The 12,755-nt window shown below is 45.7% G+C and carries 12 protein-coding genes; 6 read left to right on the top strand and 6 right to left on the bottom strand.

Features of this window, described 5'->3' with window-relative positions:
- Nucleotides 1–443 precede the first annotated feature (443 nt).
- Genes BUB85_RS14800 through BUB85_RS14785 form a run of 4 tightly spaced genes read left to right on the top strand, consistent with a single transcriptional unit; the run spans nucleotide 444 to nucleotide 3,267 of the window.
- The gene (locus BUB85_RS14800) at nucleotides 444–923 is read left to right on the top strand and encodes a hypothetical protein (RefSeq protein ID WP_073111888.1); all 480 of its coding nucleotides are present in this window, start codon (nucleotides 444–446) and stop codon (nucleotides 921–923) included.
- Nucleotides 924–928: 5 nt separating this feature from the next.
- Nucleotides 929–1,747, top strand: a complete 819-nt coding sequence (locus BUB85_RS14795) for a hypothetical protein (RefSeq protein ID WP_073111886.1) — start codon at nucleotides 929–931, stop codon at nucleotides 1,745–1,747.
- 37 nt (nucleotides 1,748–1,784) lie between these two features.
- Nucleotides 1,785–2,372: an amino acid synthesis family protein gene (locus tag BUB85_RS14790; RefSeq protein ID WP_073111884.1), complete on the top strand. Its 588-nt coding sequence runs from the start codon at nucleotides 1,785–1,787 to the stop codon at nucleotides 2,370–2,372.
- Nucleotides 2,373–2,391: 19 nt separating this feature from the next.
- The gene (locus tag BUB85_RS14785; protein WP_073111882.1) at nucleotides 2,392–3,267 is read left to right on the top strand and encodes an NAD(P)-dependent oxidoreductase; all 876 of its coding nucleotides are present in this window, start codon (nucleotides 2,392–2,394) and stop codon (nucleotides 3,265–3,267) included.
- Nucleotides 3,268–3,388: 121 nt separating this feature from the next.
- Here the strand turns inward: BUB85_RS14785 and BUB85_RS14780 are convergent, their stop codons facing one another.
- The 6 genes from BUB85_RS14780 to BUB85_RS14755 form a co-directional block, all read right to left on the bottom strand.
- Nucleotides 3,389–4,360 (bottom strand): ABC transporter permease, encoded by a 972-nt coding sequence (locus tag BUB85_RS14780; RefSeq protein WP_073111880.1) that lies wholly within the window; start codon nucleotides 4,358–4,360, stop codon nucleotides 3,389–3,391.
- Between the two features lie 16 nt (nucleotides 4,361–4,376).
- The gene (locus BUB85_RS14775; protein ID WP_073111878.1) at nucleotides 4,377–5,885 is read right to left on the bottom strand and encodes a sugar ABC transporter ATP-binding protein; all 1,509 of its coding nucleotides are present in this window, start codon (nucleotides 5,883–5,885) and stop codon (nucleotides 4,377–4,379) included.
- Nucleotides 5,886–5,987: 102 nt separating this feature from the next.
- Nucleotides 5,988–7,055 carry a substrate-binding domain-containing protein gene (locus tag BUB85_RS14770; RefSeq protein WP_073111876.1) on the bottom strand — a complete coding sequence of 356 codons (1,068 nt, stop codon included), beginning with the start codon at nucleotides 7,053–7,055 and terminating at the stop codon, nucleotides 5,988–5,990.
- Nucleotides 7,056–7,125: 70 nt separating this feature from the next.
- Nucleotides 7,126–7,569: an RbsD/FucU family protein gene (locus BUB85_RS14765; protein WP_073111874.1), complete on the bottom strand. Its 444-nt coding sequence runs from the start codon at nucleotides 7,567–7,569 to the stop codon at nucleotides 7,126–7,128.
- Nucleotides 7,563–8,498 carry a ribokinase gene (rbsK, locus tag BUB85_RS14760; RefSeq protein WP_073111872.1) on the bottom strand — a complete coding sequence of 312 codons (936 nt, stop codon included), beginning with the start codon at nucleotides 8,496–8,498 and terminating at the stop codon, nucleotides 7,563–7,565. Before rbsK ends, BUB85_RS14765 begins: the two co-directional genes overlap by 7 nt.
- 19 nt (nucleotides 8,499–8,517) lie before the next feature.
- Nucleotides 8,518–9,540 carry a LacI family DNA-binding transcriptional regulator gene (locus BUB85_RS14755; protein WP_073111870.1) on the bottom strand — a complete coding sequence of 341 codons (1,023 nt, stop codon included), beginning with the start codon at nucleotides 9,538–9,540 and terminating at the stop codon, nucleotides 8,518–8,520.
- Nucleotides 9,541–9,992: 452 nt separating this feature from the next.
- Between BUB85_RS14755 and BUB85_RS14750 the strand changes: the two genes are divergently transcribed.
- Nucleotides 9,993–10,496: a QueT transporter family protein gene (locus BUB85_RS14750; protein WP_073111868.1), complete on the top strand. Its 504-nt coding sequence runs from the start codon at nucleotides 9,993–9,995 to the stop codon at nucleotides 10,494–10,496.
- Between the two features lie 290 nt (nucleotides 10,497–10,786).
- Nucleotides 10,787–12,727 carry a GGDEF domain-containing phosphodiesterase gene (locus BUB85_RS14745; RefSeq protein WP_073111866.1) on the top strand — a complete coding sequence of 647 codons (1,941 nt, stop codon included), beginning with the start codon at nucleotides 10,787–10,789 and terminating at the stop codon, nucleotides 12,725–12,727.
- The last annotated feature ends 28 nt before the right edge of the window (nucleotides 12,728–12,755 follow it).

Below are 12,755 nucleotides of genomic sequence, written 5' to 3'. Positions count from 1 at the left end.
TTCAGACCACCTTCTTCCTTGTGTTTTATGTCTCCATTGTACTAAAAACTCAGGAAAAAAGCGAATTCACATAGATTCACCTATGGTGAAAATGACTGTGGATAAGTAATGTTTTTCAATGTTCAGTTGTTGTTAAATATATTCAAAAGCCATAGAATTTGGCTTTGAATCAGAGTTATTTGAAAGATTGAAAGAGTAATCCACAATGAATTAAATTATTCAATCACAAACAATTGGTTATCCACCAATTACCGAAATAATATCGCAAAACAGGTTTTAAAAATTCTCTGTTTTGTACAAAAATTAATTAGTTCCCCAAGGGGGTTCTGAACAGTTACGTTAACGGAAAGAAAAGCACCCGCGGCCGATATTTTGGTTCCCGGGGAAACGGAATTGGCGGAACCTCTATATTGCAGCCACTTGATGTCATAAAAGAAGTTGATATGACTGTAGCCACTCCCGGTATGACACTGTTAATAACCGATACAACCGGCACGACCCGCTGTATGTTCCAGCTCGACACAAATGGCAGATTTCATTCAATCCCGCTGTCAGAAAACGGACTTGCTCTCGTAACATTGATTGAAAACACCTGCGAGGACTCGAATGTTTCCGTGCTGTATATTGGTGGAACCGGCGGCAGCGCCCGCGGTGGAGTCACCCGAAAACCAATCGAACTAACCAAAGCTATTCACGATGGGAAAGCTCATTTGACAATCGGTGGTGCCAATGCATTTGTGATGCCCGGCGGCGGAATCAACTTCATGGTCGATACCGGAAAAGTCGTTCCCAACAGCTTCACCTGGGTACCTACTCCCGCCACTGTCGCACCAGTCGAATACACAATGACCAAAACAGATTACGAGGCAATCGGCGGACATATGGACGCCATTCAGAATCTCGACGACTTGAAAGGGGCGTGACACAAATGATTGACGTACTGCCCGATGGCAGATTGCTGCTTGACTACGGCCCGGTATCAATGTTAATCACCTCCTCCAAAAATGGTATCATGCAGTCTACTATCGGGCCGAAGTGTCATCAGGTTGTGGAGAACTGCCTTCAGGATATTCACAGAGATCTGCCTGTTTTAACTCAGAAATCACCCGCTGTTGACCCCCGGCTGCTCACCCCGTGCGGTGCCGCCATGCTGGAAAGCATCTTTTGTACTGATATGGCAGACCTCACTCCAATGGCCGCTGTAGCCGGAACCATTGCTGATTGTGTAGCCGACACCTTTGCCACGGATTCAGATCAGGTAATCGTCAACAACGGGGGCGACATTGCGCTTCGGCTTGCTCCTGGACAAAATGTGACCCTGGACATCAGCGCCGCACTTTCCGCAGCATCCCCCTTTCAGTCCTGCCGGATTGCAGCAGAAGACGCCATCGGCGGCATTGCAACCAGCGGTCTGGGGGGCAGAAGCTTTACAAAGGGCATCGCCGATTCAGTCACCGTATTCGCTGACTGCTGCCGGACTGCCGACGCCATCGCTACATACCTGGCCAATTCTACACATATTGAATCGCCAAATGTGTTATCTATCCGGGCAGAGTTACTTGACCCTGACAGCGATATTGCCGGCGACCTGATCACCTTTCAGGTAAATGATCTGTCTGAAGCGGAAATACAAACCGCCACAGACCAGCTTCTATACCGTTGTCAGATATTGTCACAAAAACAATCATTTAAAATGATTGCATGTATCCAATCTCATTACATTTGTTTTCCAGATGTATTGACATAAAAACTTATTTCACAGTCAAAAGAAAGGACGGATTATTATGGAAAATTTATCCATCAGAAAAATCGTTACCAATGTAGAAGAAACTTATTTTGAAGGTTTTACAAAATTAGACACTCCCATTAAGAAATGCAGTGTTGCCGCCGTTATTAAAAATCCATTTGCAGGTTCTTATGTAGAAGATTTAAGTGCACTGACAGACATTGGTGAATATCTGGGCGGCTATCTGACTCGACTGGCTGTCGAAGCCATGAACATCGCCCCGTCTGACGCAAACAGCTATGGCAAAGGCGCCATCATAGGTTTAAACGGTGAATTAGAGCACGGTGCCGCTATCCTGCACCCGAAACTCGGCAAGCCTATGAGAGAACAGGTAAATGGCGGGAAAGCCATTATCCCCTCTGCGAAAAAAGCAGGACCTGCCGGTACTTCACTCGATGTGCCACTCCATTACAAAGATGCAGCGTTTGTCCGTACTCACTACGATGCGATGGAGGTTCGTATTCCAGATGCACCCAAAGCAGATGAAATTGTCGTTGCAATTGTCGTGACCAACGGCGGCCGCCCACATCCAAGAATTGGCGGTTTACAGGTAAGTGAAATCAAAGGCGAAGATGGACTCCGATAAGAAAGAAATGAGGTAAAGCATGAACATAGGTTTTATCGGATTAGGTGCGATGGGCGGTCCCATGGCATCTAATCTGTTACAAATCAGCAATAAAGTATATGTATATGACACACAAAGAGAAGCGGCGGCCGCGCTGGAAGAAAAAGGGGCTGTCTATTGCAGCACATTAAAAACGCTGGCCCAGCACTGTGATTATATTCTCACCTCACTTCCCAACGGAAGTATTGTAGAGTCCGTCATGACCGGTGAAGAGGGGATCTTTTCTTCCTGCGCTGCCCAAACAACAATTATTGACTTAAGCAGTGTTGCACCTTCTACTTCACAGAAACTGGCAAAGCTTGCACAACACTATCAACTCTTCTATCTGGACGCCCCTGTCAGCGGCGGTGTTGCCGGTGCCAAATCAGGTACCCTGACCTTTATGATAGGCGGAAACAAAACTGTTTACGAAAACGCCCGGCCGATTTTCGATTGTCTCGGTAAAACCTGTTTCCATGTTGGAGATGTCGGTGCCGGCGATGCCATGAAAATCATAAACAACCTGCTTTTGGGCTGCAATATGGCTGCACTGTCCGAAGCGTTCACGCTCGGAAAAAAATGTGGTCTCGACCCACAAATGATGTATGACATTATCAAAGTCAGTTCTGGACGCAGTTATGCATTGGAAGCCAAAACAGAAAAATTCATCCTGGCAGATCAATACGAGGGCGGTTTTTCAATTAATCTGCAGCACAAAGATCTGAATCTGGCTCTGGAAGCTGCCAAAGATACCACAACTCCAGTTCCAATGACATCTTCTGCCACTCAGATCTATGAGGTTGCCAAGACAATGGAATACGGAACGTCCGATATCTCCGCGTTAGTAAAAGTCTGGTCTGATATCAATCAGCTCTAGTGCACCAGGAAGTGCCCGCACTGTTTTCTGGGATCCTGCAAAATTTCCAGCAGTCCGGCTGCTCACAGCAGAAAACAAAACAGCAGCCTGCAGGAGGCTGCTGTCTTAATATTTTTCTATATTACGCTTTACTTCTGTTCTTAAACATATCCGTCGCCACCGCAAAGATGATCAGCACACCACTCGTGATCTCCAGAATATGTGTATTTAATCCAAACTGAACTCCGGCATTGTTGATAATAACCATCAGAATCGTACCAAGTACCGTTCCGCTGATTGCTCCCCGCCCGCCGGCAAGTGATGCTCCACCGATAACAGCTGCTGCAATCGCGTTCATATCGTATCCCTCACCACCTGTCGGCAGTGCACTCTGCACACGTGCTGCAAGCATAACACCTGCGATACCATATAACAGACCGGCCAGTGCATAGACTCCGTAGTAAACTCTTCTGACTTTGATTCCGCAAAGTTTGGCAACTTCTTCGCCACTTCCGAGAACATACAGATTTCTTCCGAATACTCCGTATCGCAGCATCAGGAATACCAGAATGGCCACAACGATCCAGATCACTGCCAGTATTGGGAAAAATCCACCGATCGCATCGTCGCCCATTTTCAGGATCTTTTCATTCAGTCCGCTGACTGTCAGGGCCTTACTGATAATCTTGATCATTCCCCGGATAATTGTCTGTGTACCGAGCGTGGCGATCATCGGCGGCACCTTAAATTCATAAATAATGATACCGTTGATCAGACCGGCAAGCACCGAAACAATGATCGCAATGATCAATGTAAGGTAAAAATTCATTCCGGTATCTCTCTGAAGCAGTGCCAACACCATACAGGATAATCCTGTGATCGCACCACCACTGATATCAATACCACCGGTGATGATGATCAGCGTCTGAGCCACGGCAAGCACACCGATAATTGCGCATTGCTTCATCAGGTTTGTCATATTATACATTGTAAAGAAATTATCTGTGCAGACAGATGTAATAACAAACAGGGCAATGACAATAACCCCCAACGTAAATTCCGTTTTCTTCATCGTTTCTTTCAACGAAGCAGTTTTGGTCTTTGTAGTACTCATAATCTTCCTCCTTGTATTATCCTTCGATTGAAGCTTTCCGCAATACATCCTCTTCCTTTAAGCTTGCCAGTTCTTCTTTATTGAACTCTCCCGTGATCTGCCCCTGTGCCATTACGATCAGGTGATCCGCCAGGCCCATGACCTCCGGCAGATACGAAGAAATCAGTATAATCCCCTTTCCCTTTGCCGCAAGTCTTTCCACAATTTTATAGATTTCTTCCTTCGCTCCAACGTCCACACCAACTGTCGGCTCGTCAAAAATCAAAATGTCCGGATTGCAGCACAGCAATTTTGCGATAACCACTTTCTGCTGGTTTCCACCCGAAAGATTACCGACCAGCTGCATCACGCTCGGAGTCTTTACGTTGACCCGTTTCGAGAAATCATTCGCCCTCTCGTCCTCTTTCTTCAGAGATATAAAACCAGCCTTACTGATCATGTCATATGAATTCATATTAATATTTGTCTTAATCGGAAGATGCAGTGCCAGTCCGTCTGCCCGTCGGTCCTCTGTCAGGAAACTGATTCTATGATCCATCGCATCGCCGGGGTTCTTGATGCTGACCTTCTCTCCCTTAATATATATGTCTCCGGTAAGTCTTTTTTCAACACCACAGAGCGCCCTCATGATCTCACTTCGTCCGGCACCTACCAGACCGACGAATCCAAGAATTTCTCCTGCATGCAGCTTGAAATTAATATTTTTAAAATTCTTCGTGTCGCTGAAGTTCTCAACCCTCAGAATTTCCTTTCCTATTTTCTGATGCTCAATATTATAGATGTCAGACATCTCCCGTCCCACCATCATTGTTATGAGCGAATCCTTTGTCACTTCCTCAATTGGTTTCGTATCAACATACGTACCGTCTTTTAAAATCGTAACGCTGTCGCAGATATCCATAATTTCCTCTAATCGATGGGAAATGTAGATGATGCTCACGCCTTTTTCTTTTAATTCTTTTATGAACTTAAATAAAGTATCAACTTTTTCGTTCTCCAGTAATGCAGTCGGCTCATCAAAGATAACGAGTCGGATATCCTCATTCACTGATATTTTACTGATTGTTACCATCGCCTGCATGGCGATCGGCAGATTTCTGATTTTGTCCAGTGGATCGACCTTCATGTCGAACTTATCCACAATCACCTGACTGTCCTGCTGCATTTTCTTCCAGTCCACACTGCCCAGCTTTGTTGTCGGTGGTTTTCCCAGGAAATAGTTTTCTGCAATACTCAGATCCGGTGCGATATTTACATTTTGATAATTGGCATACACGCCATGGTTCTGGGCTTCCAGTGCATTCTCGTTCACAACCCATTCCCCATTATAGTTCATTGAGATTGTTCCCTTTTCCGGTTTTTCAACACCCATAATACACTTGATCAGCGTCGATTTTCCCGCTCCGTTTTCTCCGACCAGAGCACGGATTTCACCTTTTTTAATTTCAAAACTGACATCATTTAACGCTGTAACGCCCGGATAAATTTTACTGATATGTTCAATTTTTAAAATCGTGTCCTGCATAATCATTCCTCTTTTATTTAGAAAAAGATAACTGTACCTGCTTATTAGAGATACAGTTATCTTTCATTTACAAGGTTACTTTCGTTTCACCGTATAAAGTTATTATTTCTGTAACCGAGTTGGATCCAGTAAATCCTGCATATCTGCATCATCCATGTTATCAGCCGTGATAACTACCGGCGGGCAGTTGATCTGTTTCTCTGACTCCGGATTCTTGCCGTCTTTCAATGTCCGAATTGCATTCTCCATACACTGATATCCCTGTGCGTAAGCATCCTGAACAATGATTCCGTCGAGTGTGCCGCCCTTCAGTGCACTGATCTCTGTATCATCCGAATCGACTGCTATAGATACAAACTTATCGCTAACCGATGCTGATTTTACTGCAAGGCATACGCCGTCACCTGTAATGTTGTTTCCTGAATACATACCGATCAGGTCTTTGCCAAATGTAGAGATAATATTCTCAGCGTTAGACTGTGCTGTCTCAACAACGTTTCCATTATAATATGTATCTGTCAGTGTCAGATCCGGTGCGTTTTTCTCCATATAGTCGCGGAAACTCTGTACTCTGTGATTCAGTGCCTCGTTCTCAACGTTTGTGTTGATTCCAATTGTTCCTGCAGATGTCTCCATGCCCTTTGCTTTCATTGCATCCAGGAATGCCTGTGCTGCCATCTCGCCGATGGTATCATTTGAGCAGTAGTAGAACTGATTGTAGCTTTCCTCGTTTGCCCCGTCATCGCCAACTCCAAGTCCGCAGTTAACAAAGTTCAGGATGATTCCACTTTGTGTTGCTTCTTTTGCCTTCGGGATCGTCGCATCAATTGCAAGTGTTGCTGTTACAATTGCATCCGGCTGTTTCGCGATGGTCTCCTCAAACGCTGTCACATAATCCTCTGTCTGGCTTTCTTCTGCCGGTCCGACTGTTGTAAGATTTACCTTAACTCCCAACTCATCTTCCATGTCTTTTGCTGCGTTTTCAATTCCGATTCCTACGTAGGTCCAGAACTGTGAAGCGGTTGAAGGGGTCAGATATACAATATCGTAACTATCCCCACCTGCTTTTGCCGTGTCAGAACCGCCACCCGACTTCTTGCTGCTTGAACACGCTGCCAGTGAAACCACCATTGCTGCTGCCATTACCATTGCCAAAATACGTTTTTTCATAACTTCTCCTCCTTTGTTTTGTATATTATTTGTCCGCTGACAATAATATTTTTATTGAGTTTCCGTTTTCTTACAACACGCCTTTTTGGAGAATAAAGCATCCGTATGGCTGACGCTCGCTCGTACATACCGTCAGATAAGCTTTTCCGGCTTTCTCATAGAATTTCGACCGCTCAATTTCTCCAACGCATTTCGCATCGTATCCGCTCTTCTCTGTAACCGCGATCACATCATCCCATACTTTCGGGCGATCCATCTCTACGCCCGCATCCTTGTCCGGAATCATGTACTCGACCGGGTGCTCACAGTAATCAGCATCAAGCGGCATAAGCTGCAGAATCGCCTCGATCATCTCCGGAGCGGTATTTCCTTTCGCCTGAATACTTACCCCATTCGGTGTCTTGCTGATCGGAGGGTAGAAGTCATCTGCAATGATCAGGATGTCTCCGTGTCCCATATCCGCCAGTGCTTTCAGTAAATCAGATCCAATTCTTGTCGGTATTCCTTTTAACATTTCTCTTCCTCCTGCTCTTTTAGAAATTGCTCGATTTCCTCCCGTTCAGGCATCGACGGTGTCGTCCCCAGCTTTTGAACCGACAGTGCCGCCAGTGCACTCGCAAATTCTGCTGCCTTCCACAAGTCTTTTCCCTCTGCCAGTGCTGCCAGCAGACCTCCGTTAAATGCGTCACCCGCACCGGTCGTATCTACTGCATCCACCTTGAACGGCGGTATAATCTCTTCTCTTCCCTCCGAGGAAACAAAGGCTCCCCGTGATCCCAGTGTGATCACGACATCTTTCACGCCTTTTTTCCTGAAATGCGCAGCGGCTTCTTTTGCCGATTCCAGTCCATCAACATGAACACCGGTCATTTCCTCCGCTTCTACTTCATTTGGAGTTACCATATATACTTTGGATAAAAATTCATCTGTAATCTCTGAATATGGAGCGGTGTTCACAATCACCCTGCAGCCATATTTGTTCGCCAGACCGACTACTCTTTCATTGGCATCCTGATTCACTTCCAACTGAAGCAGCACGTATTCTGCTTCTTTCAAAAGAGGTTCCAGTTTGTCCGTATCCGCCTCTGTAATTGTGTTGCAGGCACCTGGAACAATGATAATTTCATTCTGGCTCGTGTTCTCGTCCACCAGAATCAATGCAATTCCTGTCTCTGCATCCTCTGTGAAAAACAAGTGATCTTTGGGCATCCCAAGCGCATCCATTGTGTTTAAAGCCTGGTCAGCAAAGGTATCTTTTCCAAGTTTTGTGACCATTACGACATCTGCTCCGGCCTTATGTGCAGCGACTCCCTGATTGAATCCTTTTCCTCCGGGTCCCATCTTGAACATTGAGCCCTTCACCGTCTCGCCTGCAATCGGCAGATGCGGACTTCTCGCCATCAGATCCACCACAAAACTCCCAAATACCACTGCTTTTCCCATTTCACTTACCTCCAGATTTTTATTTTTTTTCAGATCCCCGCAGGATCAAAGACGTCTGTACATAATTGCGTCGTTTTACGGTTCTCTCTTTGCTTCCATTCTGTATTGCCTCGAATCTTCGCTCCAACAGTTCCATTGCCTCACACCCCATATCGTATACCGGCCTGCTCACAACAGAAAGTTTGATATTTGTATACTGAAGTTCTCTTATGTCGTCAAATCCTACCAGCGAAATGTCGCGGGACAATTTCATATCCCTTTCAGACAGATATTTCAGACACCCCAGTGTCGTCATATTGTTACACGAAAAAATGGCTGTCGGCGGGTCCTTCCGCTCCATGAGCTTCTTCATCGCTTTGTATGATTTCTCTTCGTTGAACTCACCGCATATGATGTATTCCGGTCTGATAGCGATCCCATTCGCCTCGAGTGCACGTTTGTACCCTTTCAGACGATTGTGTCCGGGTCGTGATGTCTCCGGACCGGTGATTGTCGCAATCTTTTTATGTCCTTCTTTGATCAGACATTCCACCGCACCATAGCTGCCTTCTTCGTCCTCCGAAAAAACGCCGTCAAATTTACTTCCCATAATATCCCGGTCGATCAGTATGACCGGAACACCCTTTTCCTCAAAATTCTCCAGCATCTCTTCTGTAATGCTGTCATTCTCGGAGACAGGAATGATTATCAATCCGCGCATCATCTCTATCTGCAGGGAACTGAGGATCTGGTGCTCCCGATCCGGACATTCATCCGTACCAAACATGAAAATATTGTAGTTGTACTCCTTCGCTCTGTCCGATATCCCGTGGAGTATCTTCCCGAAGAACGGATTCTCAATATCCGGAACCAGAAATGCAATATTCTGTGAGACCCCGACGCTGAGATTGCGTGCCAGTGCATTTGGCACATAGTTTTTTCCGTTAATGACCTTTTGTATTTTTTCTCTCGTCTCTTTTTTTACATTTTTATTCCCGTTGAGTACGCGAGATACCGTACTTGCTGAAACGCCTGCCTCTTTGGCTATGTCGTAAATGTTCATGTTTTTTCTCCCATGCCCCTTTTGCAACCGCTTTCATCAATTTGTAATTTCAATATAACACCGTGCATACCCGGTGTCAATCACAAAACTGATTTTCATTTGCATTTTGGCTATTATTGTAGATTTCTTTTCGTTTTCTTTGTGCAATATTAACATATTTCATTTCTTCTTTTCTTTGCAACCGCTTTCATCATTTCAGTTTCATTCTGTGCCGAGCCGCAGCCGCAGTGAGCAGTCCGCCCCCTTTCTCTCATTGATTTCATATGTTAATACATTGGCACCATTATATTTTATAGGTCTTTTTATGTCAATTTTTCCATTGCATTTTCAAGGCAGCTGTGCTATACTATCAACCGTTCTAATGCCCCTAAAAACAAGGTCTTAAGGGCAAAGTCAAATCGTGTGTTCGTGACCTTCCACACGTAAAACAAAACTAAAGGAGATAATTGAATATGAAAGAATTTAAAGAAAACAAGGTTTTATTTATGGCTCAGGCGGCTATGATCGCTGCAATCTACGTCGTGCTCACCGTTTTGTTCGCCCCCATAAGCTTCGGGGAAGTACAGGTGCGTTTTGCGGAGGCACTGACAATCCTCCCGTTCTTTACACCGGCCGCAATCCCAGGATTATTCATCGGCTGCCTGTTCGGTAACATCTACGGCGGAGCGATCCTCCCGGATATCATCTTCGGCAGCCTCGCAACTTTGGTCGGCGCACTCATCACTTACATGCTGCGCAACCGGAACAAATTCCTCGCACCGGTCGGACCGATCGCTGCCAACACGATTGTGGTACCGCTTGTACTCCGCTATGCTTACGGAATCACACTTCCACTCTGGATGATGTGTCTGAGTGTAGGCATCGGTGAAGTCCTTTCCTGCGGCGTACTCGGGATGATCTTACTGTTCGCACTGGCGAAATATAAAAATGTAATTTTTAAAAAAGCTGCTGTTTAGAGGTCTGCAGTTCCCCGCAGCGGCAGAATGGTGTGTTTATACCCCTCTCAGCAAACTGCCTGCTTTAATTTCAGAGAATCGAAAAGAAGATGTCACATCCGCCGGAAGTCCGGCTGGTGCGTCATCTTCTTTTTTATTTTCTTACTGTTTTACTTTCTTACTTTTCTGCTTTCTCATTTTCTTTCGTAGTATTCGTAATCTTTTTGTGGTACACTGTTCACAATATTACCAAATTACGCCCGCTAAAATTCCACTGTTGGTATAAAAACACCCCCGGAGGATATGATTTTATGATTTACAATTACTTTTTTGAGATAGCCGGCATATTTATCCTGTGCATCATTCTTTTTGATTTCAAAAACAAAATGAAGATTTTTAAACTGGACTCCAGGCTGTTTAAGCTGCTTTTAGTCATCAGTCTGCTGGAGAGCTGCACGGATTTTATATCCAGCCTTCTGCTTCACCACACGGAGTATGTTCCCCTTTCATTGAATGTTGCAGTCGCCGTTTTATTTTTCTTTCTTCAGCCCGCCAAGATTTATGCATACTGCGCATTTTCATTCGCTTACATAAACCCTCATTTCTCCTCTCATTCCTGGGAATTTCGTGTGATCACTCTTGCATTTCTGGTCAACACACTGCTTGGCATTACATCGCCCCTGACAAACATCTACTTCTATTTTGACGAGCAGAAACGATACTGGCAGGGTTCGGGTGCCGATTGGAGCTATTACTTCTATTTTATTAATATTGCATTCTGCCTCATTTACGTATTGATACATCGCAAGCGTCTGCTAATCAAGGATACGAAGGTTGCCGGATGGGTCGCCTACATCATCTCCTGCGGTGTTGTGATTCAGTTCCTGCATCGTTCTGTGCTTGTGATCGGTCTTTTCTTTGCGCTGAGTATCCTGTACGTATATCTGACACTGGAAAATCCCAACGATTACCAGGACCGACTGACACTCTGCGCCAATGAATACGGTTTTAAAATCTTTATAGACGACAAGTGCGCGCAGAAAAAATTGTTCACGGTTCTCTTTCTGGATCTGAACAGATTCCGGTATATCAATTCCATTTACGGGATCGAAATGGGTGACTATCTGCTCCAGAAGGTTTCCGCATTTTTGGAGAGCATATTTCCGCGGCAGATTGTTTTTCGTGTCCACAATGATCTGTTTGCCGTTGCAGTCAACGAGCAGCAGGAGACCCTTCTGCCCTTCGTCCAGATCATCATCAACCGTTTCCGAAGCCCCTGGAATCTGCCAAACGGAAAAAGTGCCATGTTGGAACCGGCCATATCGCTTTGTGAGTACCCACAGTATTTCCGCACGCACACCGAAATGATCCAACTGCAGGCAAACATGGATCGGCGGATCAAAGAATCACACGATCTGATCTTTATGTGCTCCGAGGACGCGATTGCCAGAAGGTGCCGACGCAGGGAGAGCGTTCTGAAAATCTTAAAGCAGGCCCTGCAGAACGAAACTCTGGAAATCCATTACCAGCCGATCATCGATAACCGTACCGGCACCGTCGCGTCGCTGGAAGCAATATCCCGCCTTTGCGACAAGGAGCTCGGCAATATCCCGCCGGACGAATTTATCGCTATCGCAGAGGAAAACGGAGCGATTATCCAGCTCGGATTCTACGTGTTCGAAAAAGCATGTGCCTTTATCGAGCGGCTCGGCACCGACCTGCCGGACAGCACAGTCACCTGTATCCACGTCAACCTGTCCACCCTGCAGTTTGCGTACCCGGATCTCACCGCCAGATTCAAAAAAATCACGGAGAAATACCACGTGTCCCCCTCCATGATTCACTTGGAACTGACCGAGAGCACCATGGTCGAGAGCCCATTTATCGTGCAGAACATCATGGATGCGCTGCGCGCAGAAGGCTTCTCTTTCTCGCTGGACGACTACGGCACAGGCTATTCCAACATCTCCTATTTGATCCGTTTTCCATTCGACGAAATCAAATTCGACAAAAACATGGTCTGGTCCTACTTCAAACAACACGATGCCCGTCTCATCATGCAGAATGAATTTCAGCTCCTGCACAAACTAAAGAAAGAGATCGTGGTAGAAGGAATCGAAACTCAGGAGCAGTATGAAGAAATGCAGCGCCAGAACATCCACCTCTTCCAGGGCTACTACTTCTCCCAAGCACTGGACGAAGAAAACTGCTTTCACTACCTGACGAACTTCACCCTCCCCGATCCGGACTAAGAACGGCTCTCAGTCGACCTTCTCCAAC

The organism is Hespellia stercorisuis DSM 15480 (assembly GCF_900142165.1).
Classification (GTDB): domain Bacteria; phylum Bacillota; class Clostridia; order Lachnospirales; family Lachnospiraceae; genus Hespellia; species Hespellia stercorisuis.
The sequence above is the reverse complement of the archived record's forward strand: the minus strand, read 5'-3'. Positions and strand labels throughout refer to the sequence as shown.

Excerpts from the sequence above, each read along its gene's own strand:
- BUB85_RS14800 (WP_073111888.1), top strand. The coding sequence starts at position 444 with ATGACTGTAGCCACTCCCGGTATGACACTGTTAATAACCGATACAACC.
- BUB85_RS14795 (WP_073111886.1), top strand. The coding sequence starts at position 929 with ATGATTGACGTACTGCCCGATGGCAGATTGCTGCTTGACTACGGCCCG.
- BUB85_RS14790 (WP_073111884.1), top strand. The coding sequence starts at position 1,785 with ATGGAAAATTTATCCATCAGAAAAATCGTTACCAATGTAGAAGAAACT.
- BUB85_RS14785 (WP_073111882.1), top strand. The coding sequence starts at position 2,392 with ATGAACATAGGTTTTATCGGATTAGGTGCGATGGGCGGTCCCATGGCA.
- BUB85_RS14780 (WP_073111880.1), bottom strand. The coding sequence starts at position 4,360 with ATGAGTACTACAAAGACCAAAACTGCTTCGTTGAAAGAAACGATGAAG.
- BUB85_RS14775 (WP_073111878.1), bottom strand. The coding sequence starts at position 5,885 with ATGCAGGACACGATTTTAAAAATTGAACATATCAGTAAAATTTATCCG.
- BUB85_RS14770 (WP_073111876.1), bottom strand. The coding sequence starts at position 7,055 with ATGAAAAAACGTATTTTGGCAATGGTAATGGCAGCAGCAATGGTGGTT.
- BUB85_RS14765 (WP_073111874.1), bottom strand. The coding sequence starts at position 7,569 with ATGTTAAAAGGAATACCGACAAGAATTGGATCTGATTTACTGAAAGCA.
- rbsK (WP_073111872.1), bottom strand. The coding sequence starts at position 8,498 with ATGGGAAAAGCAGTGGTATTTGGGAGTTTTGTGGTGGATCTGATGGCG.
- BUB85_RS14755 (WP_073111870.1), bottom strand. The coding sequence starts at position 9,540 with ATGAACATTTACGACATAGCCAAAGAGGCAGGCGTTTCAGCAAGTACG.
- BUB85_RS14750 (WP_073111868.1), top strand. The coding sequence starts at position 9,993 with ATGAAAGAATTTAAAGAAAACAAGGTTTTATTTATGGCTCAGGCGGCT.
- BUB85_RS14745 (WP_073111866.1), top strand. The coding sequence starts at position 10,787 with ATGATTTACAATTACTTTTTTGAGATAGCCGGCATATTTATCCTGTGC.